Annotated in this window: 26 protein-coding genes, 1 pseudogene and 2 riboswitches; of the genes and pseudogenes, 6 read left to right on the top strand and 21 right to left on the bottom strand. The window is 39.6% G+C overall.

The window, feature by feature from the left end:
• Positions 1 to 36 precede the first annotated feature (36 nt).
• From purF to NSQ52_RS03345, 15 genes are all read right to left on the bottom strand, one after another.
• Positions 37 to 1,467, bottom strand: coding sequence for an amidophosphoribosyltransferase (gene purF, locus NSQ52_RS03415; protein ID WP_017359819.1), 1,431 nt, complete (start codon positions 1,465 to 1,467; stop codon positions 37 to 39).
• Positions 1,443 to 3,674, bottom strand: coding sequence for a phosphoribosylformylglycinamidine synthase subunit PurL (purL, locus tag NSQ52_RS03410; protein ID WP_089374154.1), 2,232 nt, complete (start codon positions 3,672 to 3,674; stop codon positions 1,443 to 1,445). Before purL ends, purF begins: the two co-directional genes overlap by 25 nt.
• A complete protein-coding gene (gene purQ / locus NSQ52_RS03405; RefSeq protein ID WP_008344292.1) occupies positions 3,658 to 4,341 on the bottom strand; it encodes a phosphoribosylformylglycinamidine synthase subunit PurQ in 684 nt (227 codons plus the stop codon). The genes purL and purQ overlap by 17 nt, the downstream gene beginning before the upstream one ends.
• Positions 4,338 to 4,592, bottom strand: coding sequence for a phosphoribosylformylglycinamidine synthase subunit PurS (gene purS / locus NSQ52_RS03400; RefSeq protein ID WP_008344293.1), 255 nt, complete (start codon positions 4,590 to 4,592; stop codon positions 4,338 to 4,340). The genes purQ and purS overlap by 4 nt, the downstream gene beginning before the upstream one ends.
• Complete coding sequence (purC, locus tag NSQ52_RS03395; protein WP_007496901.1) at positions 4,585 to 5,307, bottom strand: phosphoribosylaminoimidazolesuccinocarboxamide synthase; 723 nt, start codon at positions 5,305 to 5,307, stop codon at positions 4,585 to 4,587. Before purC ends, purS begins: the two co-directional genes overlap by 8 nt.
• Positions 5,308 to 5,379: 72 nt before the next feature.
• Positions 5,380 to 6,675, bottom strand: coding sequence for an adenylosuccinate lyase (gene purB / locus NSQ52_RS03390; protein ID WP_056705698.1), 1,296 nt, complete (start codon positions 6,673 to 6,675; stop codon positions 5,380 to 5,382).
• The gene (gene purK / locus NSQ52_RS03385; protein WP_041506669.1) at positions 6,672 to 7,814 is read right to left on the bottom strand and encodes a 5-(carboxyamino)imidazole ribonucleotide synthase; all 1,143 of its coding nucleotides are present in this window, start codon (positions 7,812 to 7,814) and stop codon (positions 6,672 to 6,674) included. Before purK ends, purB begins: the two co-directional genes overlap by 4 nt.
• Complete coding sequence (gene purE / locus NSQ52_RS03380; RefSeq protein ID WP_017359824.1) at positions 7,807 to 8,295, bottom strand: 5-(carboxyamino)imidazole ribonucleotide mutase; 489 nt, start codon at positions 8,293 to 8,295, stop codon at positions 7,807 to 7,809. Before purE ends, purK begins: the two co-directional genes overlap by 8 nt.
• Positions 8,296 to 8,464: 169 nt before the next feature.
• Positions 8,465 to 8,566, bottom strand: a riboswitch (purine riboswitch).
• A 79-nt stretch (positions 8,567 to 8,645) separates the two neighbouring features.
• The gene (locus NSQ52_RS03375; protein ID WP_017359825.1) at positions 8,646 to 8,846 is read right to left on the bottom strand and encodes an NETI motif-containing protein; all 201 of its coding nucleotides are present in this window, start codon (positions 8,844 to 8,846) and stop codon (positions 8,646 to 8,648) included.
• Positions 8,843 to 9,397: a DUF5698 domain-containing protein gene (locus NSQ52_RS03370; RefSeq protein WP_008344300.1), complete on the bottom strand. Its 555-nt coding sequence runs from the start codon at positions 9,395 to 9,397 to the stop codon at positions 8,843 to 8,845. The genes NSQ52_RS03375 and NSQ52_RS03370 overlap by 4 nt, the downstream gene beginning before the upstream one ends.
• A gap of 305 nt (positions 9,398 to 9,702) precedes the next feature.
• The gene (locus NSQ52_RS03365; RefSeq protein WP_342473922.1) at positions 9,703 to 10,500 is read right to left on the bottom strand and encodes a hypothetical protein; all 798 of its coding nucleotides are present in this window, start codon (positions 10,498 to 10,500) and stop codon (positions 9,703 to 9,705) included.
• A gap of 220 nt (positions 10,501 to 10,720) precedes the next feature.
• Entirely contained in the window at positions 10,721 to 10,900 is a 180-nt protein-coding gene (locus tag NSQ52_RS03360; protein ID WP_342473921.1) for a YezD family protein, read from the bottom strand.
• 18 nt (positions 10,901 to 10,918) lie between these two features.
• Entirely contained in the window at positions 10,919 to 11,080 is a 162-nt protein-coding gene (locus NSQ52_RS03355; RefSeq protein WP_008344307.1) for a hypothetical protein, read from the bottom strand.
• Between the two features lie 206 nt (positions 11,081 to 11,286).
• Positions 11,287 to 12,612, bottom strand: coding sequence for an NCS2 family permease (locus tag NSQ52_RS03350; protein ID WP_035703624.1), 1,326 nt, complete (start codon positions 12,610 to 12,612; stop codon positions 11,287 to 11,289).
• A gap of 145 nt (positions 12,613 to 12,757) precedes the next feature.
• Positions 12,758 to 12,859, bottom strand: a riboswitch (purine riboswitch).
• Positions 12,860 to 12,985: 126 nt separating this feature from the next.
• On the bottom strand, positions 12,986 to 13,864 hold the full coding sequence (locus tag NSQ52_RS03345) for a LysR family transcriptional regulator (protein ID WP_342473920.1): 879 nt from the start codon (positions 13,862 to 13,864) through the stop codon (positions 12,986 to 12,988).
• A 100-nt stretch (positions 13,865 to 13,964) separates the two neighbouring features.
• Between NSQ52_RS03345 and NSQ52_RS03340 the strand changes: the two genes are divergently transcribed.
• A complete protein-coding gene (locus NSQ52_RS03340; RefSeq protein ID WP_342473919.1) occupies positions 13,965 to 15,152 on the top strand; it encodes an MFS transporter in 1,188 nt (395 codons plus the stop codon).
• A gap of 18 nt (positions 15,153 to 15,170) precedes the next feature.
• Here the strand turns inward: NSQ52_RS03340 and NSQ52_RS03335 are convergent, their stop codons facing one another.
• Together NSQ52_RS03335 and NSQ52_RS03330 are read right to left on the bottom strand one after the other, a co-directional pair.
• On the bottom strand, positions 15,171 to 16,616 hold the full coding sequence (locus tag NSQ52_RS03335) for a DUF4179 domain-containing protein (RefSeq protein WP_342473918.1): 1,446 nt from the start codon (positions 16,614 to 16,616) through the stop codon (positions 15,171 to 15,173).
• Complete coding sequence (locus NSQ52_RS03330) at positions 16,585 to 17,130, bottom strand: sigma-70 family RNA polymerase sigma factor (RefSeq protein WP_268418041.1); 546 nt, start codon at positions 17,128 to 17,130, stop codon at positions 16,585 to 16,587. Before NSQ52_RS03330 ends, NSQ52_RS03335 begins: the two co-directional genes overlap by 32 nt.
• 179 nt (positions 17,131 to 17,309) lie before the next feature.
• Here NSQ52_RS03330 and NSQ52_RS03325 point away from each other — a divergent pair, with 179 nt between their 5' ends.
• The 5 genes from NSQ52_RS03325 to NSQ52_RS03305 all read left to right on the top strand — a co-directional run bounded on the left by NSQ52_RS03325 (position 17,310) and on the right by NSQ52_RS03305 (position 19,750).
• Positions 17,310 to 17,495: a hypothetical protein gene (locus tag NSQ52_RS03325; protein ID WP_047946428.1), complete on the top strand. Its 186-nt coding sequence runs from the start codon at positions 17,310 to 17,312 to the stop codon at positions 17,493 to 17,495.
• A gap of 4 nt (positions 17,496 to 17,499) precedes the next feature.
• Complete coding sequence (locus NSQ52_RS03320) at positions 17,500 to 18,069, top strand: GNAT family protein (RefSeq protein ID WP_342473917.1); 570 nt, start codon at positions 17,500 to 17,502, stop codon at positions 18,067 to 18,069.
• 15 nt (positions 18,070 to 18,084) lie between these two features.
• A complete protein-coding gene (locus NSQ52_RS03315; protein ID WP_157292997.1) occupies positions 18,085 to 18,537 on the top strand; it encodes a LytTR family DNA-binding domain-containing protein in 453 nt (150 codons plus the stop codon).
• A 5-nt stretch (positions 18,538 to 18,542) separates the two neighbouring features.
• Positions 18,543 to 18,953 (top strand): hypothetical protein, encoded by a 411-nt coding sequence (locus NSQ52_RS03310; RefSeq protein WP_342473916.1) that lies wholly within the window; start codon positions 18,543 to 18,545, stop codon positions 18,951 to 18,953.
• Between the two features lie 95 nt (positions 18,954 to 19,048).
• Positions 19,049 to 19,750, top strand: a complete 702-nt coding sequence (locus tag NSQ52_RS03305) for a CPBP family intramembrane glutamic endopeptidase (protein ID WP_342473915.1) — start codon at positions 19,049 to 19,051, stop codon at positions 19,748 to 19,750.
• Positions 19,751 to 20,105: 355 nt separating this feature from the next.
• Here the strand turns inward: NSQ52_RS03305 and lmuB are convergent, their stop codons facing one another.
• From lmuB to NSQ52_RS03285, 4 genes and pseudogenes are all read right to left on the bottom strand, one after another.
• Positions 20,106 to 21,794 carry a Lamassu anti-phage system protein LmuB gene (gene lmuB, locus NSQ52_RS03300; RefSeq protein ID WP_056408233.1) on the bottom strand — a complete coding sequence of 563 codons (1,689 nt, stop codon included), beginning with the start codon at positions 21,792 to 21,794 and terminating at the stop codon, positions 20,106 to 20,108.
• 5 nt (positions 21,795 to 21,799) lie between these two features.
• Positions 21,800 to 22,747, bottom strand: coding sequence for a Lamassu anti-phage system protein LmuA (lmuA, locus tag NSQ52_RS03295; RefSeq protein ID WP_342473914.1), 948 nt, complete (start codon positions 22,745 to 22,747; stop codon positions 21,800 to 21,802).
• Between the two features lie 486 nt (positions 22,748 to 23,233).
• Positions 23,234 to 23,812 (bottom strand): hypothetical protein, encoded by a 579-nt coding sequence (locus NSQ52_RS03290; RefSeq protein ID WP_342473913.1) that lies wholly within the window; start codon positions 23,810 to 23,812, stop codon positions 23,234 to 23,236.
• Between the two features lie 18 nt (positions 23,813 to 23,830).
• A pseudogene (locus NSQ52_RS03285) lies at positions 23,831 to 24,841 on the bottom strand (tyrosine-type recombinase/integrase); the annotation flags it as partial.
• Between the last annotated feature and the right edge of the window lie 218 nt (positions 24,842 to 25,059).

Below are 25,059 nucleotides of genomic sequence, written 5' to 3'. Positions count from 1 at the left end.
ATATCAAATCACGTTGACAGCTGCTCCATTATTCGATTATTTCGTCAGGACTGTTTCCTTCACATGAGGAAGGACAGTATCTTCATAAATTTCGGTCGGGTATTTTCCAGTAAAGCATGCTAAACACTGACCACGCTGCGGATCATCATACTTTCTGCCAATCCCGTCCATTAAACCGTCTACAGATAAAAATGCAATGGTGTCTGCACCGATTTCCTGTCTAATTTCTTCCACTGAATGAGATGATGCAATCAGCTCTTCGTGTGTAGACGTATCAATTCCATAAAAACACGGATGAGCGATTGGCGGTGAACTAATGCGTACATGCACTTCCGTCGCTCCCGCTTCTCTTAGCATCGTCACAATCCGGCGGCTTGTGGTTCCTCGTACGATGGAATCATCCACCATGACGACACGTTTGCCTTCGACCACCCCGCGCACAGCAGACAGCTTCATTCGCACGCCCTGCTCACGCAATGCTTGAGACGGCTGAATAAATGTCCGGCCGACATAACGGTTTTTAATTAAACCTAGCTCATATGGAATACCAGTTGCTTCGGCATAACCAATCGCTGCAGAAATACTGGAGTCTGGCACACCTGTCACGACATCTGCTTCGACATGTGCTTCTTCTGCAAGTTTCTTGCCAAGATTCTTTCTCGCACTATGCACGTTGATGCCATTGATATTGCTGTCCGGTCTTGAGAAATAAATGTATTCCATGCTGCACATGCTACGGTTAATGTTCATCGAAAAGCGCTCAGATTTTAAGCCTTCATCATTAATGATCAGCATTTCGCCAGGCTCCACATCACGTAAATAGGTAGCACCAACGACATCAAAGGCACATGTTTCAGAAGCGACAACATAAGCATCCCCAAGCATACCAAGTGAAAGTGGGCGTAATCCGTTCGGATCAAGCGCTACGATCATTTCTGTTTCCGTCATGATTAGGAAAGCATAAGCTCCTTTTAACATAGACAGAGCATTTTTGATTTGATCCTTCAAATCCATATATCCACTGCGCTTAATTAAGTGAGCGAGCACTTCGGTATCAGAAGACGTTTGAAAAATACTTCCTTGGTTCTCTAGCTGCTGTTTTAATTGCGTTGCATTGACCAAGTTTCCATTATGAGCAAGGGCAAGACTGCCATTGTTTTGCGAGCGAAAGAAGAGGGGCTGCACATTCTCAAAGCCGCCTCCGCCTGCTGTCGCATACCGAACGTGTCCGATCGCACCTTTTCCCTTTAAATCCTTAAGCTCACCATTTTGGAACACTTCCGTAATCAGTCCAAGGCCTTTGTGTGACGTCAAGTTTTCACCGTCTGTTGCAATAATTCCCGCACCTTCTTGTCCTCGGTGCTGAAGGCTATGCAATCCGTAATATGTGATTTGCGGGGCTTCTTCGTGTCCCCAAACCCCAAAGACGCCACATTCTTCGTTTAAGCCTCTGATTTCAGCAAGCATGGGATCGCTCCTTTCCATGCGCGTTCAAGCTCGTTGACTGCCGCATGAATCCATTGTTGTCCTTCTTGATTTTTGACAGTGAATACACCATCATTTGTGACCGTTCCGACTTCTTTTGCATCTTGCACAGCCGCAGCAAACGCTTCGCGATTTTCTGGTTTCACTGTGACGACAAAACGTGACTGTGATTCACTAAATAGTGATGCTGCGCTGTTTAGATCGATCTGGATATCAGCGCCAAGACCATCTGTTCCAAATGTACTTTCAGCTAGTGCTACACCAAGACCGCCTTCAGACACATCATGTGCTGACTGAACAAGTCCGTTTTGAATCGCTGCTAATAGGGCTTCTTGACGCGCCAGTTCTACATCCAAATTAATTTCTGGTGCTTTTCCGTAGATACGGCCTTCTGTCATTTTTTGAAGCTCACTGCCTGCAAATTCTTCCTTCGTTTCACCAATGACGAAAATCACATCGCCTGCCTGTTGGAACGATTGAGTCGTAATATGAGCTGTATCTTCAATCAAACCAACCATGCCAATAACTGGCGTTGGGTAAATGGCTGTTCCATTTGACTCGTTATATAAAGAGACGTTACCGCCGATGACCGGTGTGCTTAATGTACGGCAAGCTTCGCTAATGCCGTCAGCAGACTTTTCAATCTGCCAGAAGATTTCTGGTTTCTCCGGGTTACCGAAGTTCAAGTTATCTGTTACTGCAAGCGGACGAGCGCCTGAGCAGACAATGTTACGTGCAGCTTCTGCGACGGCGATCTTCCCGCCAACCTCTGGATCAAGGTAGAGATAACGTGCGTTACAATCTGTTGTCATCGCAAGAGCTTTTTTCGTCCCACGGATTCTGAGCACACCTGCATCAGAGCCAGGTGCAACGACTGTGTTTGTACGAACCATATAGTCGTATTGATCGTAAACCCATTCTTTACTCGCAATCGTTGGCTGTTTTAACAGCTGTTTCAACGTATCTGCTGCATCTGTGATCGCTGGAGCTTCCACTTTTGTTTCTAAAAACTCGCGATAGTATGCAGGCTCACTTGACGGCTTGTGATAAACCGGTGCTTCTTCTGCAAGTGCATCAACTGGAAGCTCACACACTACTTCTCCTTGATGGAGTAAACGAAGCATTTTATCATCTGTCACATGACCGACTGAGACTGCTTCAAGATCGTATTTTTCAAAAATATCAATGATTTCTTGCTCACGGCCTTTTTCAATGACCAACAGCATTCTCTCTTGGGATTCAGACAGCATCATTTCATACGCTGACATACCGGTTTCACGCTGAGGGATCAGGTCTAGGTTCATTTCGATACCTGAACCAGCTTTACTTGCCATCTCTGCACTTGAGCTAGTTAAGCCAGCCGCTCCCATATCTTGAATGCCCACAAGCGCATCATTTTTGATGACTTCAAGGCATGCTTCAAGCAAAAGCTTTTCCATGAACGGATCGCCGACTTGAACCGCTGAACGTTTTTCTTCTGATTCATCAGAAAATTCTTCAGACGCAAATGTTGCACCGTGAATCCCGTCACGTCCTGTTTTGGCACCAACGTACATGACCGTATTGCCAACACCTTTTGCCTGCCCTTTCTTGATGTCTTCATGGTTGATTAACCCTACACACATCGCGTTAACGAGCGGATTGCCTTCATAACTTTGATCAAAATGAACTTCTCCGCCGACTGTTGGAATACCGATACAGTTTCCATAGCCTGCAATCCCTGCCACTACTTCTTCAAACAAGTACTTCACGCGCGGTGAAGTCAGTTCACCAAAACGAAGAGAGTTTAATACCGCAATTGGACGAGCACCCATGGAGAATACATCACGGATGATTCCGCCGACACCTGTTGCCGCTCCTTGATACGGTTCAATTGCAGATGGATGGTTATGTGATTCGATTTTAAATACAACCGCTTGGTTGTCTCCAATATCAACGATTCCAGCGCCTTCCCCAGGACCTTGAAGAACATGCTCTCCTTTTGTCGGGAATTTGCTTAAAACAGGCTTTGAGTTTTTATAACTGCAATGCTCTGACCACATGACAGAAAAGATACCCGTTTCTGTGTAGTTTGGCAGCCTGCCAATAATGGATTCGATTAAAGCGAATTCTTCATCACTCAATCCCATTTGCTGATACAATTTCTCTTCTTTAATTTGCTTGTGACTTGGTTCAAGCAGTAGTGACATGAGTGTCCCTCCAATTTTTCACGATAGATTGAAACAATTTAAGTCCGTCTGCGCTGCCTAGTAATGAGTCAACCGCGCGCTCAGGGTGCGGCATCATGCCGAGTACATTGCCCTGTTCATTCGTTACACCTGCAATTCGATTGACACTGCCGTTAATATCGTCACCGTAAGTGAAAGCGATTTGGCCTCGTTCAATCAGCTTCGCTAACGTGTCTTCGTCACAGTAGAAGTTGCCTTCACCGTGTGCTACAGGAATCGTAATCGATTCACCTTTTTGATAACCGCTTGTAAATTGCGTTTCGTTGTTCTCTACAATGAGTTCAACTGGACGACAGATAAATTTTAGATCTTTATTCCGTCTCATTGCGCCTGGCAGAATGCCAAGCTCTTGAAGAATTTGGAACCCGTTACAAACACCAAGAACAGGTTTTCCTTCCGCAGCTGCTTTTTTCACAGCCGGCATGATGTTAGAAAAACGAGCAATCGCACCGCATCTTAAGTAATCCCCATAAGAGAAACCGCCTGGTACGAGTACACCGTCAAAACCATCAAGACTCGTTTCGTCGTGCCATACATATTCAACTTGTTCACCTAACTCATCTTGAATCGCATGGTACATATCGATATCACAGTTAGAGCCAGGCAAGACGATCACTGCAAACTTCACTGTGCGACAACCTCCTCCACCTCATAGCGGTAATCTTCAATCACCGTATTGGCAAGCAATTTTTCACACATTTCTTTGACCACTGTATCTAAGTCACGTTCTGATTTCTCAATGACTAGCTCCATATATTTCCCGATACGGACATCCTTTACTTCCTGATAAGACATGCTGTGCAAAGCGTGCTGCACGGCACTTCCTTGTGGATCAAGAACGCTCTCTTTTAAGCTGACAAAAATTTTCACTTTATACATGTTTATGGCCTCCAAGTCTTTTGAAAATTTCTTCGTATGCATTTGTTAAGCCGCCCAGGTTTCGTCTGAACACGTCTTTATCAAGCTTTTCGTTTGTGTCTTTGTCCCAAAGCCTGCACGTATCAGGTGAAATCTCATCAGCTAGCAAAATACGATTCTCGTGATCTATTCCGAATTCAAGCTTGAAATCAATTAAATTCACATGGCAATCTGAGAAGATTTGCTTCAATTCTTCATTCACTTGTCTTGTGATTTGTTTCATTTCCTCGACCTGCTCAGGTGTCGCTGCATGTAAAATGCGAATATGATCTTCTGTAATGAGCGGATCGCCAAGTGCATCATCTTTGTAGTAAAACTCGATCAAAGGTGTGTCCAGTTTCGTTCCCTCTGGAATCCCAAGACGTTTTGACATACTGCCTGCCACCACGTTTCGCACAACGACTTCAAGCGGTACGATGTCTACCTTTTGAATGAGCTGTTCTGTTTCAGATAGGCGTTTCACAAAGTGATTGTTGATCCCTTTCTCATGTAGCATTTGAAAAATCAAGCTAGAAATTTCGTTATTCAGTCTGCCTTTTCCTTCAATTTCCGCTTTCTTTTCACCGTTAAATGCTGTAGCTGAGTCTTTATATTCGACATATAAAATATGCTCGTCATCGGTCTGATAGATTCTTTTCGCTTTGCCTTCGTAGAGAAGTTCTTGTTTCACAGTCATTCAGATTGGCCTCCTAATTTGAATGTTGGCAATTTTCAGGATTAGGCGCCTGACTAGCAGGCGGCCCATTTCTTACGCAAGACCTAGACGTTCGAAAATCATATCGACATTTTTCAAGTGATAGTTGTAATCGAAGCAGTCAGCGATTTGTTCAGGTGTTAAGCGTGAAGTGATTTTCTCTTCTGCTTCTACTAATGAACGGAATGGTACTTGTTTCTCCCAAGCTTCCATCGCCTTTGGCTGAACCGTGTCATATGCTTCTTCACGTGCCATGCCTGTATCAATAAGTGCAAGCAGAACACGCTGAGAGTAGATCAAGCCAAGTGTGCGGTCCATGTTGCGTTTCATATTTTCAGGGAACACCGTCAAGTTCTTCACAATGTTAGAGAAACGGTTCAGCATATAGTTCAGTGCAATCGTTGCATCTGGTAAAATGATGCGTTCAGCAGATGAATGAGAAATATCACGCTCATGCCAAAGCGGTACATTTTCATAAGCAGTCAGCATATAACCACGGATGACACGGGCAATCCCCGTCATATTTTCAGAACCGATCGGGTTTCGTTTATGAGGCATCGCTGATGATCCTTTTTGTCCTTTTGCAAAGAACTCTTCTACTTCACGTGTTTCACTCTTTTGAAGACCACGAATTTCAACAGCAAATTTCTCAATGCTTGTTGCGACGAGTGCAAGAGTAGCCATGTAATCGGCATGACGGTCACGCTGCAAGGTTTGGGTTGAAATTGGTGCAGCTTTGATGCCAAGTTTCTCACATACATATTGCTCCACAAACGGGTCGATGTTCGCATATGTGCCAACAGCACCAGAGATTTTGCCGTATTCGATGCCGGCTTTTGCTTGTTTAAAACGTTCTAAGTTACGCTTCATTTCCTCGTACCAAAGAGCAAGCTTCAAGCCAAATGTTGTCGGTTCAGCGTGTACACCGTGCGTACGGCCCATCATGACTGTATATTTGTGCTCTTTTGCTTTTTCTTTTAGTATGTCAACAAATCTCTCAATGTCCTTGAGCAAAATATCGTTCGCCTGTTTTAATAGATATGAAAGCGCCGTATCCACTACGTCTGTAGATGTTAACCCGTAATGAACCCACTTTCTTTCTTCTCCTAGAGATTCAGATACAGCACGCGTAAAGGCAACCACGTCATGGCGCGTGTCTTGTTCAATCTCTAAAATACGATCAATATCAAAGCTTGCATTCTTACGCATAGTCACAACGTCTTCTTTTGGAATAACACCAAGCTCTGCCCAAGCTTCACAAGCGAGAATTTCTACTTCAAGCCATGCATTAAATTTGTTTTCCTCTGTCCAGATTGCTGACATTTCTGGTCGTGCGTAACGTTCGATCATTTCCCGTTTCCTCCATCTCTTTCAGTCCATATCTTTGTGATGTTTGCCATCCATTCATCATCAAGCTGTTTCATAAATGTCATATGCCCCATTTTGCGGCCGGCTTTTACTTCATGTTTGCCATATAGATAAAGCTTCGCTTCCTTTAAAAGCTCAGGATGTTCTTTTGGGATGTCCACTTCATCGCCCAGCAAATTCACCATCATACCCTCTGATAAAAGAGCTGTTCCGCCAAGCGGCAAACCGCATATGGCGCGAATGTGCTGTTCAAACTGACTCGTCTCACATAAATCCAATGTGTAATGTCCAGAGTTATGCGGGCGCGGTGCCAGTTCATTGACGAGCAGCTTCCCTTCATTTGTCAGGAACAGTTCAACAGCAAGCGTACCGACCAGCCCTAGCTTTTCAGCAAGCGTTGTTGCCAGCTCTTTTGCTTTCTCCTGAATGCTGCCATCTACCCGTGCAGGCACGATGCTTTGGAATAAAATATTGTGCTTATGAATGTTCTCAGCGACTGGGAATGTCGCAATTTCCCCATGAACAGACCGTGTCACAATCACGGACAGTTCCATTTGGAAAGGAACCCAGCTTTCTAAAATGCACGTTCCATGCGTGAGAAGCGCAGCCGCTTCATGAAGCTGATCCTTCTCTTTGATGACGTACTGTCCTTTACCGTCGTAACCGCCTCTGCATGTTTTCAGCACAGCTGGCAAACCAAGCGCACTTACTGCATCTTTCAGCTCCTTCTCATCATGAACGATGCGATAAGGGGCGACTTCACAGCCTGCATCTACAATCCCTTTTTTCTCCGTTTCACGGTTTTGGGTTAAAAGAAGGAGTTCGCTTCCTTGCGGTAAATACGCCTCTTCCTTCAGCTGATTGAGTGCATCATAATCAATATTTTCAAATTCATATGTGACCACATCGCTGATGTCCGCCAGCTGCCTGATCGCTTCAAGGTCACTGTATGCGGCTGTAATTTCTGTATCAGCAACCTGTCCACAAGGAGAAAGTGTGACTGGGTCAAGAACTGCTGCCCGGTAGCCCATTTGCTTTGCACTGACGGCCATGTATCTGCCAAGCTGTCCGCCGCCGATGATACCAATGGTTGCGTTTGGAAAAATGGTCTGCTTAGCCAAGCTGATCACTGCTTTCTAATACAGTTTGTTTTGTTTGCTCTCTTCTTTCTTCAAGGCGTGCTGCAACGGCTTCATCAAATGCTGAAATCATTTGTGCGGCTAGAAGCCCTGCATTTGTTGCACCGGCTTTGCCAATTGCCACTGTAGCAACAGGTACACCGCCTGGCATTTGAACGATGGATAATAAGGAATCCAGCCCGTTTAATGCTTTTGATTGTACGGGCACACCAATGACCGGCAGTGTCGTTTTTGCTGCGACCATCCCCGGTAAATGTGCTGCGCCTCCAGCACCGGCAATAATGACCTTGAGTCCTTTACCTCTTGCTTCAGTCGCATATTCAAACATCAAATCAGGTGTCCGATGTGCAGATACAACCTGTTTTTCATACGGAATGTTTAATTCCTCTAAGATATCGCACGCATGTTTCATTGTTTCCCAATCAGATGTACTTCCCATGATGACACCTACAAGCGGCTTCATTTTGTCCCCACCTTTAAGCTATTATTCGATTTTGTATCGTTTGACACGCTTCCCAAACCTAAGCAGCTTGTCAAACGCCGAACAAAAAAGCCCGGTTTGTATTGCATTGTTAGGAAGCAACACAAACCGGGCCATGGTAAGCGCTGTTCGCTTTTAAAACGCCATGTCAGTTTTGTTCACTATCCTGCATAGTCCAGTCATTTACGGTAACTGGGTAGAAACTTATGGGCCATATTCCCAAGATTATATGAGGCTCGTGTTTTGATTTCATGTTTATCTTAACAACGGATGTTCATGATGTCAACGGATTTATCGAACAATCTATGAAGTCGTCGTTTTAATGTTCGGATTTAGAGTATTTTTCCCTCAAATACGATTTTTTTCCCAATCGGAATGATCTGAATCGACCCATTTTCCTTCTTTTCCTGAAAGATGGGCTCCTCCATTCGTCGGACAGGTGAGTAGCCTTCCTCTGCCATCTGGGACAACACTTGTTCAATCGTCATGTTGTCTTCCACGTAGAATTTCTTTTTCTTTGGTTTTGCGGTCATTCTTTAATTCTCCTTTTCTTCACAGCCTTCACCCAGAAGCCGCCATGAATCGTTTTGGGCTCATACGAAATGATAAACGCCTTTGAATCAAGCGTTTTAATCGTTTCATATAATTGCAGTTCATATTTTCTCGGTGTTAAAATTTGCATCGCTGACCGGTCTCCTTCAAGACCTCCTACTACCCAGTTGGTGACGCCATATCCTTTTTCTCTCAATTGTTTTGGGAGATCTAGATCGATTTCTTTTGTAATCACGTTCACAGTAATGTAGCCAAGTGCCAGCTTCTCTTCAATTTTCATCCCGACAATGATTCCAATTCCATAACCTAGCGCATACGCAATGACATTTTGTACTTGATCTAAGTTATCTAATACGATACTCAAACCAATGACATAAATCAGCATCTCGACAGTACCAGCAAAAGCGGCTGCATACCTTCTGCCTTTCATTGTTAAAATTAAACGCATAGTGGAAAAAGAGACATAAACAATGTTAATCACTAAAATAATCAAAACCATGGTGAACGCATTGGATAAAAGTTGTTGAAGCACGATTCGAACCCCCTGCACTAAAAATCAAATAAAGCACCCCATATTCTACTAGAGAACAAACCTTGATACAATCAAATTTGCGCGAGAAAAACACATATATCTTTCGACAACAAGGGGTGGTCTTTGTTACCAAGAGTTTACCCGTTTTTTCCTCTTCTCAACATGAAAAACCTCCTTTTTCAAAAGGAGGCTTTAGATGGTTGATAAAGGGCTAAAATATACTTTATTTTAACCCTTTGTCTTCTTTTCAGCGTGATAGAAAACCTTTGAATTTTAAAAAGACCGAGTACACGCTGAAACGTATTCTATCCAAACCTAACCGGAACAAGTGATGGGATCAAATACTCTCCGACTATGCCCCATAAAAGGGCAATGATAATGAGCTCAATCAACAAAAAGACCCAGCCGGCATACATCAAGTCTCCCCGCACAGCTTCTTGCTCTGATTGAATGGAGCGGAAGAGCACAATGGCAATCAGCTGAAGACCAAAAAACATCATCACGGATAAAATCACCGTTACATATGGAATATTCAGCATGGCAAATACAAGCCAAAGGATAGATAAAACCAAAACCGGCACAAGCATGGCACCGAACTTCATGATCACTTCTTTCAGCAATATGTTCCCTTTCAGCATGTACTTACCGAGCACCCAAACCGTCAGCATCATCAGTGTCAACAAAATGAGTGTAAAGACCGCTACCTTCAAAAAGGCGTCACCAAAAGAATAATGAATACCAAAACCTAATAAACGAGTCTTTGACGCCTTTAATTGAACGTAGTTGCCTAAAGCAAAAAACACGCTGAATAACACAATTGAAATCCAGGCGTACTTCATACGTAAAGTGTCCGCTTGATGGATCGCACGGCTCGGTGATTTTAACATCGCGAGCCCATATGAGCCATAGCGCTTAAACGCACCGCCTACACCTCTTGCAATGCGCTGAATGGCTGAACGCTCTTCATCAGTTGGCTTAGCCGTTCTTCCTCGTTTTGCAGCACTGCGGCTGAGGCGGGACTGCCTCGTTTCTTGATCTATTGATGGCTCTTCGTTTTCGTTTTTCGTTTCAGATGTGACCTGCTCTTGATCTTTCTCTAACATCCCATATCAACTCCTATCTCAGACAATCCGCACAGGCTCAGGTGACCTGTCCGGATGACTCCTATTAAAGTAGCGGAGTCTCTCTATTCAGTCAAGATTCCTTGACGTTCATACGAATAGACGGATAAAAGAATGAAGAGGTTTTAAATGGAGAGAAATTAAGCCAAAACAAAAAAGCTGATGAGTGGATCAGCTTTTCATCATCTTTCATAACTTTTCATTAACGATAGCGCCCCTGCTTTGCTTTCTGAATCCGAAGATTCTCCTGGTGTGCGGGGAAACGAGTCTTTTCTGTCGTATCGACTTGTGTAATTTGTCCATTATGAATGGTGATCACCACCGACCCGTATTCAATCCCTTTTAAGGCAGATAAAATAAAATTCAGCTTTTGTTCATCCATCGCTCATCCCCCATCCCACTAATTTTGCTTTCGCTCTTTTAAATAGAGAACCTCATTTTCCAGCTCATGAATCGTATAATGCATGAGCGCTTCATGTTTTTCTTCATGCCCCCATAAAAGGAGTTGCTCAATCAATACCTGCTTTTTCCGCTCAATCACCTGCCTAAGCCAGCGTGACAAGTCATCCCCTCCCGTTATAATGAATGCAAGAAAAAAGGCACTCTGAACCCTTCTATAGAAAAAAGGAAATCAAAGCGCCTTTGGTGATCCAATCAGCGAATTATGTCTTTTTATCATAAACACATAATTCCTATAAGTCAACTATGTTTTTAAAATTTCCCTGCAAAAAACAGCAGCCTCCATGAGCTGCTGTTTCAGACAAACCATTAATGATTTAAGAAAGCAAAATATAGAATAAAGATGACAAACAGTCCGTACATAATTGGATGTACTTCTTTTGCTTTTCCTTTAAAGATCATGGTGATCGGGTAGAAAATGAAACCAATTGCAATCCCTGTTGCAATACTATATGTGAGTGGCATCATAATCATGGTTAAGAAGGCCGGTACCGCAATTTCAAAACGATCCCATGCGATCTTTGCAAGAGGTGCTACCATCAGTGCACCGACAATGATTAAAGCAGGTGCCGTTACATTCGGTGTCACGACAGATAAAAGCGGCGAGAAGAACATCGCAAGTAAGAAGAAAATACCTGTCACGACAGCTGCAAAACCAGAACGGGCACCCGCAGCAACACCTGAACTAGATTCAACATAAGACGTCGTCGTTGATGTACCAAGAACAGAACCGACGACGATAGAAGAAGAATCCGCCAGAAGCGCTTTTCCTGCACGCGGCAGCTCATTATTTTTCATTAAACCAGCCTGCGTTGCCACAGCCACAAGTGTACCAGCTGTATCAAAGAACCCAACGAATAGGAACGTTAAAATAACCACAAGCATTTGAATGGAGAAGATGTCTGGCAAGTGAATCAAGGCTTGACCAAAAGTTGGAGACAAGCTTGGAATGCTATCTACAATTTGAGATGGAACTGGCACAAGACCAAGGATCATCCCAGCAATAGCTGTCACAAGCATCCCAATGAAGACACCTGCATTCACTCGAAGAACCATTAAAATGACAGTCACAACGATTCCAAATACCGTCAACAATACAGGACCACTATGAATGTTTCCAATCGAAACGAGCGTATTATCGTTATTGGCTATAATACCGGAGCCTTGAAGACCCACAAATGTAATGAACAAACCAATCCCTGCACCAACAGCCAGCTTCAGCTCACTCGGAATAGCATTGATGATTTTTTCACGGAAACCTGTTAAAGAAAGAGCAACGAAAATCAATCCTGAAACAAACACACCGGAAAGTGCTGCCTGCCATGAGATTCCCATACCAAGAACCACTGAGAAAGCGAAGAACGCATTCAGTCCCATGCCCGGTGCAATCGCAATCGGGTACCTGGCGATCAATCCCATCAGGAAACAACCTGCCGCAGAAGCTAACGCCGTAGCTGTAAAGACAGCCCCCTGATCAATTCGTAATTTATCTGGAAAATCCGGTACTGCTACTAAAGCAAGTGTGATCGGATTGACAAACAAGATGTAAGCCATCGACAAAAATGTCGTTAAACCGCCGATGATCTCTCTGCGATAATTCGTACCTAACTCATCAAACTGAAAAAACTGTTTCAAAGCCAACTGACTCCCTTCATGTCCTTTTGCTTTAGTCTGCCCCATTCACAAGTCAAATAAAAAACGCCCCAACAGTTTTTGGGACGCTTGACTACAATGTGAATTCAGACCGTGACATCAAACAAGAACAATGCATGATTTATATCAAACGAGTGTGAATTGACGTAGTCAAGCCATTTACGGTAGCTTGGTAGAAACTTGCGGGCCATATCCCCGCCATTATACGACTTCTATCTATTTGATTTCTGTGTCTATTGTACCAACTTCATTTTTAAAACACAATACGAAAAGCGAACATTTTTCAAAGAAATGTCCGCTTCATTCGTCTTATTACACGAATTTGGAAAATCACATCTAGTTCTTTATACACCCATCACTGAATTCTGGCAAAAACCGTTTCTGCTACATCGAAAAATGCCTTCACAGCAGGAGAAGCTTGCGTGAGCGATGGACAGGCAAGCGCCACCTCACGATGATGCGATACATTCAGATGACTGATCTGCACAAGTTGCTGCGTTTTTAGGAATAACTCAGGACCTATCGTCACACCAAGTCCTTCCCCAACCATGCGGGCAATGGTCGTACAATCATGCACTTCAAATAAAATAGCCGGCTTGATTTGCGCCTCTGAAAAAATATCCTCTACATGGGACTGATACATGCCAGTTGGCATAATAAACGGTTCATCTGCTAATTCTTCCATGTCTACAATTGGCTGCTGCTTAAAACGATGATTTTCGTGATAGGCGACTACCATTTTATCTTTCATAAGTGGCAATAGATCAAACGCTTCATCCGCTTTACCTTTTACAACAAACCCAACATCAATAATGCCAGAATCGAGCCACTCCAATATTTCTTCATATGTCCCCTCATAGAATTTAAATTCAATCTTTGGGTGCTTTTTCTGATAGCTCACAAGCAGTTTAGGCAATAAACAAGCGGATGCACTGGCAAATGTTCCAATCCGAATCAAGCCAGATTCAATATTTTTGGTGAGCGCAATTTCCTGCTGAATTTTCTCTACTCGATTTAGCACTTCTCTTATATGCGGGAGAAGGGTTTCACCGATGTCTGTCAGCGTAATGCCCTTTTTTCGGTCACGCACGAATAAAGACACGCCCCACTCCGTCTCTAAACTTGCCACCGCATGACTCACGGCAGACTGTGTCATATTTAATGCTTCAGCTGCAGCGGTAAAACTGCCTAGCTCGACCACCTTAGCCATCGTCTCGAATCGAACAAAGCTCATGAGTATTCACTCATCCCTTTCATGAAAAACATCAATTTTACTTATGTTAGCACGGAATTTAAAATGAATACAACGTTTCAACATAAAGGAAGGGTTCAAAATGAAAAGTACATCTTATCCATTGCTCATATTTCTTTTAGCCGTCGGTTCTTTCGTCACAGGTACTTCAGAATTCGTCGTATCAGGCATACTGGACATCATTTCTGACGATCTGCGTATCTCCATCCCGGTTGCGGGACAGCTCATCACCATCTATTCTCTTTTTTATGCCGTGGGTGCCCTCTTTTTAGTCATGGCCACATCGAAATTGAATCGAAAAAAGGTTCTTTTATCGGCGATTTCCATGTTTATAGCAGGGAATGTGCTCGCCTTTTTTAGCCATCACTTTATGCTGCTCATGCTCTCACGGGTCATCATGGCCATGAGTGGCGGCTTATATATTGTACTCGCAACAAATTATGCAGCGCAGCTCGCCCCGCCAGAAAAAAAGGGAAGTGCGATGGCAACCGTGATCACTGGATTTACAGTTTCACTAGTACTCGGTGTACCGATTGGAACATTTTTAGCAGGATATGTAGATTGGCATGCCATTTTTCTCATCATTGCAATAGGAACCGCTTGTCTCTTGTTTCTTCTGTATCGATTATTACCGCCTATGGAGGGACATTCCCATGTGCCATTCAAACAGCAAATGCAAATTCTTCAAGACCGTAGGGTGTTAAGCGGCTTAGCCACGACTGCCTTTTGGATTTTAGGTTACACAATGGTATTTGCCTACATTTCGCCATTATTGCGACAGACATCCGGATTTACGCTCGAAATGACAAGCATTGCCTTGCTCGTCTTAGGGATTTCTGCTTTTATCGGATCACGCTTTGGCGGATACGCTGTCGATCAATGGGGACCAAACCGAACCATTTCAATCAGCATCACGGTTCAGATGCTCATGCTCTTTGCATTATCTTTTACACAATTTTCTGTAGTTGGCGTCTTCATCACGCTCGCCATTTGGGGCACCGCCACATGGACAACAACACCAGCGAAGCAATTTTATCTCATCTCCCTAAAACCCGAAACATCAGAAACTGTGCTGAGCTTTAATACAGCGATTATGAATATCGGCATGATGCTTGGCTCGTCAATGGGTGGTCTGATTATTCAATATACAAATGTAACGAATTTAAGTTGGATAGGCGGGCTAGCCAGTTTTGTTGCGTTGATGTTGATTCGGTACTCGTTCAATCGTCATCGACTGGCGAATCAACAGATAAAAAGCGAACATGTGTAATTATGTTCGCTTTCTTATTTATCGATTAGCTTTTGATGTTTCTTTTTTGACTGGAATGGTTACCGTTATATCTTTTTGTGGTGCCAACAGATTCAGATTTGACAGATCAAGATACAGCCCATAATCCTTAAATGAAAAATGGTTTAATGATAATTTGTCTAACTCCTTCACATCAAAATCAAAGGTGGATTGCATAGAAGCTGTCTTTAAATTGGTCACCTTTGCATTGTTCCCTTTCAAATAATATCCGTTCTCATAATCTGCTTCAGGGTCTGACCATGATTTCATCTTTTTAACATCGCCTAATCCTATCCATTCCCCTGCATTCTTCATCACACCTTCATCTAATTCTTTCTGGCCTACTCCAGTAAATTGATAATCTACTATCACAGAACGGCCTTTTTGCTCAATTTTATTAATTTTAATCCCAATCCCATAATGCTTTGTCTTGAACTGAATAGGCAGCTTCGTCTGGAGGGGAATGATTTTACTTTCTTCATGTTCTACCCATAAAGTAGTAAAAAATGTTAGTTCTGTTGCCTTTGGATCGATTGGCTGATTTAAGATTGTCATATGATTTATCCTAGTTTTTTTGTTTGAAAGTTGTTTTTCCTCAAATCTTGTCCCAGTCTCAAGTCTGTACTTATTTCCTAAATTATCTCTCATTCTATCTATTAAAACTTCATCGTCTTTTGCGATACCATTGTAATCAATCGCATATTGAATCACAGAGGAATTCACTCCATTTTCCACCTTGATATCTTTCAATTGATAACGTCCATTTAAAATAGATACTTCTTTTTGTCCTGCTAATAAGATGGTTTTTTGCTTAACCACAGGCAACTCAAATCGCCAATTCCCTACAATATCTCCAATTTTCGAAATCACGAGTTGTGCTTTTTGACCTTGCTTAATCATTTGTCCATTTGTAAAGAATTCTATTCGTCCAGCATATCGACCATCTTTTAGTTTTTTCAACTCTGGACCCCTTGTATCTGGTTGGAAATTTTCATTGATCTGATCTGAATCAATGTTGATCGGTATAAAATCTTCATTTGTATGGAAATTCTCCACAGTAAACGTATAAACAAGCCGCCCTGCATCATAATACACACTGTTCACTTTCACAGTAACCCCTCTTGATTCAGCCCCCTCATTGACATGCTTCACCAACTCACTCTGAAAAAGAGACATTCCTACTTTATCGTGAAACATCATATATAACTGTCCAACAAACGGCACTCGAGCCATCGCTGTATTAAGAGAAGGAAAAAGGAAGCCGGATGAAAAATAAAGAAGGATTAGTACGATGGCAGAATATATTGGCGTTCTCCAATTCCATATGAACCAACGTCTTTTCTTTTCCGCTTTCACATCTCCCATTGCTTGGCGAACCGCAGAGGTCAATTCAACCTTTGGTACATCAATCTCTTCATAAAGCTTTTTCATTTCCTTTTGTTCCATCGACACTCTCCTCCTTCTCCAATGTTTGCTTTAATAACTTTCTTGCTCGATACAAATGAGTTTTGACCGTTCCTTCGGGCACACCCATCTGTTCAGAAATCATTGAAATCGAATAATCTTGAAAATAAAATAGCTGAATCACGAGCTGATATTGCTCATCTAACACATCAAGTGCATTTTTTAAATCGAGCTTGTCTTCCAAAAAATCATGCCGCTCAACGCTCTCATGATGCTGTTCAAACGGAACAACATCTTGCTGCTTTTTCTTCATCGCAAAAATCGTATGAATCAAGATCCTAGTCAGCCATGTAGAAAAATAAGCCGGTTCTTTTAATCCAGATAAATGTTTAAATGCTTTAATGACCGTCTCCTGAACAGCATCTAACGAATCCTCTTTATTTCTTGTGTAGAGAAAAGCCGTTTTATATAAACGCTCTTGATACATCAGCATTAATGTCTCAAATGCCGGGACATTCCCTTTTTGTGCTTTTTTAATTAGACGCACTTGTTTCATCTCATTCACACCTCCTACACCTGTTAGAGCAAGCTTTCTCACAAACGGTTTCAACAAACAAAAATTTCTTTTACTCAACATATGTCGGACAAAAATAGAGAAAGTGAAGAATAGGCCGCAAAGATCGTATTGAACTTTTGATATAATGGAAGAAATATCTACAAAAAGGAGGATATTGATTGTTTCTATTTGAAGAACCTGCTTGTGCTAGCTGCCAAAAGAAAATAGAAGGTAACGAAGAAGTGTACGTTAAGCTGGTCTATCCAAAGAGACGAGGAATGACAGAAGTAAAGGCTTGGCTAAGAAATGAAGGGGTTTTTTATTGTAAGGCATGTACAGAACAAAAGACATCACATGGGGGATAAATGCATGAACAAAATTACTTTTCCACAATCATTTCCAACGATACAGACTGAAAGACTAATCTTAAAACAAGCGACAATCGCAGATGCTGAGGATATGCACATCTATTTATCCAATGAAACCGTGTGCCGCTACATGGGCATTGATGCACATGAAACCATCGAGGACACAAAAGGGGAAATCAAATGGTATGACAATATCTTCAAAGAACAAACAGGCATCCGCTGGGGCATTTCTCTAAAAGAAAATCCAGCCATCATCGGCAGCTGCGGCTTTCTCAATCTAGAAAAACAGCACCGCCGTACGGAAATTGGCTATGAATTACACCAAGATCATTGGCGAAAAGGCATCATGAAGGAAGCGATTACTGCGGTGTTGCGGTATGGATTGCAGGAGATGAACTTGAATCGGATTGAAGCGATCATTGATCCAGCAAATACGTCTTCTGTTCAATTATTGGAGAAGATACATTTTGTACAAGAGGGTTTATTAAGAGAGTATGAATTGGGTCAGAAGGGATTCGATGATGTGTATATGTATTCGATTTTGAAGAGAGATTACGAAAAATCCTATTAAACAGAGGAGAAACAAATGAAAACGGATATTCATTTCATCCAAAAGCCGCAACCAGAGTATGTTTCTTTTCACATTTATGAACTCAATCCGGCGGTTGAAAAACTTGTCCAGCAAGTGGAGCAGTCAGCCCCCTATTTCTTAGCACAAGAACCAACGAAAGAAAGAGTGAAAAAGGTCTATTATCACGACATTTTATATATAGAAAGCGTTGATAAAAGATCGTTCTTGTATACGTCAGATGGAGTGTTTCTCTTAAAGGAAAAGTTATTTGAACTTGAAGAACGGCTTGAAGCGCACGATTATGTCAGGATTTCAAAATCGATGATTCTGAATATAGATTCTATTGCCGCTATTTCTCCTAAAACGAGTGGCCGTTTTGAAGCAAGCCTTACAAATAAAGAAAAAGTAATGATTTCACGTTTTTATATCCAAGCATTAAAAGAGAAGCTTGGATTACGGAGGAAGTGAACAGGATGAAACGTTATATCACAAATCTTTTGATCACATTTTGTATGATCTTTACTGCACTCGTATTGATTTACTGTTTCACGTTTGGAACGATGCCCATCTATATTTTACAAGCCATCATGTTCAGTTCCTTTTTTTCAAGCGCCCTGACCTTCTTGCTATACCCAAAACAAACGTACAGCCATAAACGGATTCTTTTTCAACAAATTCTATATATCGTCCTTGTGATGTGTATGATTATAACAATCATCATTATTGTGAGCGGTGAAATCAGCCCCCTTTCGTTTATCGTGAATTTCCTTGTGGTCATGGCTTTATTCTTTGTGATCAAGTACCTATTGTATAAAAAAGATCAAGCAACCGCTGAGGAAATCAACGAACTTTTACAGCAGCGAAAGAAACGAACAACATCTTAAAGCGCATCTTAGGGCTAAAAATTGACATGTTAGGAAGATTTCATTGTGACTTCTGCATGATTCCACTACTCTGAGGTTAGAGGAGGAATCAACACATGAAACCAATCACAATCATTCGAAAATCAGTACTTCTACTGCTCTTTTCTTTAATCATTCCAACAAGTGCAGGTGTCTATTTATCCATCAAAGAAGTAACCGACCCGATGACCATCTATCTCATCAATGGCTGCGCCATGCTAGCTGGGTGTCTTTTACTTCTATTCATTATTCAAAAAAGTCGTTTTCACTTGAAAGAAATAGGTTTTCGAAAAGGCTCTCTCGGTATGTGGATATTTCCGATCCTTATCATCGAGGCCATTCCGTTTATTGCTGGATTCAACAAGGATTTAACTGTTTCTTCCTTTCTAGCACTTTGTTTCTTCATGGTGTGTGTCGGTCTTTTTGAAGAAGGAATCTTTCGAGGCATTCTGTTTCAATATTTAAAACAAATTAACTTGAGCACTGCCATATGGGGCTCCGCCGTACTATTCGGACTTGGTCATGCTGCGAATCTGCTAAGCGGAAAAAGCCTCACATTAACAGTGGCACAAATCCTTTTCGCCTTTTTATTTGGATTCGTTGCAGCTGAAATCGTTGCACTCACGAACAGTCTGCAATGGGTGATCTTATGGCATGCCGTTCATAATATCGTGGATCAAACCACAAATGGGCAAACGCCTGTGGAATTACAAATGCTTTTACTTTCGATTCAATGTGTCATTTTGCTTGTTCTTGCGGTGGTGTTGTGGAGAAGATAAAGAATGGAAAGTTGAATCAACTCCTCAATCTATGAAGCGAAGAACGAAGTCAATCAACTCTTTGTTTATTTATCCTTTCATATGGTTAAGATCGAAAAAACATATAATATTTAATTTAGTTTCTGCACAATAAAGCCAACTCCTACTGTAAAGAAATTGGCTTTTCCCCTTGTTGTTTTCTGATGAGAAATGTTATTATATTCCAAAAAAATCAAGGGATTGAGTATTCTACTAAAAAATTAAGAATATTAAGTGCATAATTCTATATGAGTTAATTTCTTTCGGATAATCATTTTTCTCTTCAGGCATTTGAAAGTTTGAACTATCAAATGTCATTCAAGGCCCTTTAATAATTTTAACTATCAAATTTGAATTTCAAAGCAATCTCATCATATTTATCTCTAACCAACAGCTTACCCTCAACATTAATCTTATTGTAACTATCTACAAACTCTAAATGTTTAAGGTTTTCAGAAACGATTGAAAAGAAAGACTGATTAGTGTCAAAAAAATATTTTTCTATTGCTTCAAACATCTTTTTTGCAGTCTCACCCGTAATTTCATTTTTAATAAACGAATCCATACAAAAGGGAATTATATAAGAGCTATACTTTCTCAACAAACTAAAATAAATTAAATAGTAAGCTAAAAATTTTTTATTTTTATCCATACCACTCCCCGATATTTTCTTAAATTCAAGAAATTTAAGTTCATCCAGATTTAATTCAGATAAATCCAGCTTTGTATCATTTAAATCATTTAACACTTTTTTTATTTCAAATACCAAATCAGTGTAATCTCGCTCAATAATCTCTCTTAAACTTTCTTTCTCTTTCTTCAGTTTATTAATTTCCCTTCTTAATACTTTAATTTTTTCTTCTAAATTATATTTAGAAAGAACTTGTTTATCAACTAAACTTTCCAATTCATTTGATGCTTCTTTTTTAGCAGTTGCTTTTACATAATCATCAATCGTAAGTAGATCTTTAGAATTTTGAATCCTACGATGAATTTCATCAATTTTAGATTCAATAGAATTTTGTTGTGATTCGAATATTATAATTTCATTAGTCAATTTTACTACTTCTTTTTCTATTTCCTCTTTCAAAAGCGATATTTCAAAATAATTATTCGATAAATCAAGTCTTGTTAAAGATTGTTCTTTCGTTAATTTAGAATGACAATATTGACATTCTGTTTCAATAGAGTTATATCTCTTTTTGTTCATTTTTAAAAGCTGCTCTAATTCAGACAATTCTTGCTTTTGTAAATCCAACATTTCTTGCTTGTTTAATAGCTTCATTTTATATTTTACTATTTGTTCATTTAATTCATTTTGCATCTGCAAGTAGCGATCGATATCTTTATTTAAGGCTATTTTATCAATTTTTGAAACAGTAGGGACATCTGCGTTTTCATGTCTATAATCTTCCAAAACATTTAATAAACTCTTTATTGTAGACACTACCGTATTCTTTTCTTTACTATAATTAGTAAGCGAATTTTGCAACTCCAGAAGTTCGTAATTGGAGAGATTAAAAACACTTTTGAAAATATCTGCCGGTATGCGAGTATATTGATTCAGAGTATTAGTTACATTTCTATAAATTCCGCCATCCCAAGAATCGTCTTGATCTATGTAAAATGGTAAAATTACTGCCGAAGAATATGCCTCGTATAAGTGCTTAGTATGAGTATTAGCTAACTGCATTTTAATCTCAAGTTTATGTTGAAGCCACTCTGAATACTCTTTTACATTCAAAGGTACTTCTACATCACTTACTCTAAAAATATTTTTTTGTCTAGTTATATTATATTTAACATTATTTATTAAGACTTCTATTTGGAAATACATAAAATTTATGTTCCAGTTACTAGGAAATTGATGCACATCAAATCCTAATGTATAATACATTGATTTTAAAAGACTTGATTTACCTTTGGTATTTCCTTTACTAACAATTAGATTAGTCCCAGCTTTAAAGTCAAAATTTTGTGCTTCTTTATTTTTAAAATCAAGAATAGAAAAAGCAATTATTATCATAGATTTTATTCTCCCAACTCACAAAAACAGTCTATTGCTAAAGCAATAGATAGTTCTGTAGGCTTCATATCTGGCACTATCTCTACCAATAGATCTCTGAGATAGTTAATAGCACCCTCATCATTCTCCCTCATAAGTAAATTAATATCTGCCTTTTGCTTCGTTTGCTCTTTAATATTTTGATACAAGAGTGGTATTCTTAATTTCTCCTTCTTTACTTTTTTTTTCATAATTGTGTTGATAGAGAGATTATCTAAAATTTCATCAAACATCTCTTTTTGCTTAATATTAATGAATACCTGCTTAAGATAATTCCCGTCGATTTTTTTCCTTTCTACATCACTTTCAGTAGAAACTACTATTTCACTTTTACGATCTATTTCCAATGATAGTTCTCCTAAAACTAATTTAGCTCGATCGTTAGAAACCAGCAAGTTTTCATTAACCATTTCTCCTTTTAAAAATGTTAAAGCTAAATTTATATCGTTTGGAAAAGGGGTTATATATATATATTGATTGTTCATTCTATTTTTCTGTTCTTCATCTAAATCAAGAGTGTTTATAATCTCTGTCTTTTGTTTCAATGAAAGGCTGTGTTTCATAGGAATAAGCGTTCCTTCTTGGCTTATCAATTCGTTTTTTGTTAACTCCGCTATATCCCAGAGAAATATTTTCCTTATATCTCCAATATTACCAGGAGAAAGATTTTTCTCTATGATTGAAGCTTTTCCGCTAGGCCTTGACTTCAACTTACCTATGGAAAGTTTTTTTGTTCCTTTCACTTGTATAAAATAAGTATCTTGTCCAAGATGAATTTCAAAATCTTCTTGCGATTCAGGTATGACTATAAAATTATCTTTTTCAAAATTATGAATCATTACAAGTATGATGGAAGCTTTTTGATAGTTAAATCCTTTTAGTGCGATGGCTCCCCCGTTGTCAATTTCAATCATTGCGCTCCTCCTGATATGCTCTCTCTTATTTATATGATATCAGGATTTTCAAAAAAATGGTACTATTTATCAGGAAAATTTTATTATGTTTTCAATAATATAGATTTTGAACTATCAAATATAAATACCTAATTTTTTTCATTATCAGACACAGAATGCATGAGCAGATCTTATGTTACTTTTATTAGCTCCCATAAAAAAACTATGATACCAATAAATAAAGACACCTCCCAAATGAGAAAGTGTCTTTAAAAGTTTTTTATCGAGATGGATATCAAGAGATATAATTGACTAGTGGAGAATTGCAAAACTATTTGCAATAGATTAACACTCGCCTCAACACACAATTATAAATATGCACTACTCCCACTCGATCATACATAGTAACAGAAATTTCTTTAGTAATAAGGTTTCTTAACTGTCTAATATGATTTGGTGGTAATTTCGGTGGGAAAGCAAATTGCAAACCTTATAAAAACCAGATTATCATTGTTGAAGATACCTATTAAAATCAATTAAATCAATATTATGTTTTTTAAAATGAATAGCATCTTTTTCTTTGTAATATGTTTTAGCAGCTAAACAAATATACTCACACAATTTATCAATATTTATGGTCACACTTTTTGTCTTTATGATTTTTCCATTATTACAAACTGAACTTGACCAAGAAGAACCAAAGGAATCTGCCCCACCTAACCCTAGCTTAAATTCGTAGTAATAACGATGTTCATCGTCTTCATTCTCCCCCCACCCTTTTATAGCTGAATTTCCAGCATGTAAAAAAGAGCAACGTAAGGAATAACACATTTCCCCTGTAAAATAAGGATTTTTCGCCTTACTATAATCATCCGTCCACCATGTATTATCAGCGTAATAATGGTTTACCCAATTATCAAACCACGTTTTATACTGTTCTCCAACATTTCTGTATCCATTTTTATTTTTGAACTGAGGATATTCAATTTCCCCACAAATATCAGGTAAAGTTAGAGATAGTGCAAGCGCTGATAAGTAGCTTTTATTACGAAGAGCATTTTCAATATCCTTTATTAAATCTAACATGGAATTTTCCTCTCTAATTCATTTTTTTAATGATTGGTTTCCATTGAATTTAATTTTTGATTGTAAAGCAGTTTCAATTGAAATATTTCCTGCCAACATCTCAGCTTGTGCAGTATCTGCCCCAATCCTGTGGGAATAGTGTTTTAGAGTAATCTCTGGACTTGAATGCCCCTTACGTTGTGACAACACAAGAACAGAAACATTAAATTCATTGATTAAATATGAAGCATGGAAGTGACGCAATCTTTGTTACTCCTGTGAAGTGAGAATAATGTTTAATACTTCTGTCTATTGTCGATTTTATCATTGGCAATCCATCATAACTAAAAATAAAGTCATTTGAATTACCTAACCCTATCTCCAGTTGTCGATTTCGCCATATTGTTAATATATTTATTGTATCATCAAGAGCGATAATTCTCTTTCCATCTTCCATTTTTACGAAAAAATTTCTTTTCCATTCACTTCGCGTTTTCATTATGATGGACACGCAAACGTTTATTTTTCAAATCGACATCATTCCAACGTAAAGCAGTGCCTTCATTCACTCGTATTCCGGTAATATATTAGACCCCCGGTATTACAAAATTCAAATGTTCATAAAAAATCTTCTGTATAAATTTGGTTTATCACTTTTTCAAAATCTTCTTTTGTCCAATACGACACATTTGCCTTACCTTTTGGTATTGCTCTGTCCTTCTTAGAAATATTCATTTCTAAGTATTGCATTTCCACAGCTTTATCTAAACTTTTACGGAACGCCCCAAATACTAGGATTGCAGGATTGTGAATATCACGCACCACCATTTTCTATACTTGTTAATAACCATGTACGAAAATGTTGTACATCTTTTACTGAATTAGAACGAAGAAGGATAGAAACAAATCTATCTCTACTTTTCTCCAATATTCTTTTTAGAACAGAGAATGTACTTTCCTCAACATTCGTTTCATAAGGTATATAAACACTATTCATAATTTGTTGTAAGACATTTTATAGTTAGAATAACTGTTGACCTTAGGATATTCTCCTTATGCGAAATGTCACCTATTACACCGCTAACTCGTAATAGAAGGGCCATTCTAATATTGCAACAGCACAAAAAGTCAAGTTTCTTAAAAATGATTTCCGATATACTAAACTCTTAAGGTAAAAAGGTGCTCGGTTGTCCTATCAAGAACGTGAGAAAACGATTCAAGAAACATTAACATCTGAAAGATGAATTACCGCTTCAAATTCTAGCAGA

Origin of the sequence: Bacillus sp. FSL W8-1141 (assembly GCF_038593205.1) — a bacterium.
In the GTDB taxonomy this organism is placed as follows: domain Bacteria; phylum Bacillota; class Bacilli; order Bacillales; family Bacillaceae; genus Bacillus; species Bacillus altitudinis.
The sequence above is the reverse complement of the archived record's forward strand: the minus strand, read 5'-3'. Positions and strand labels throughout refer to the sequence as shown.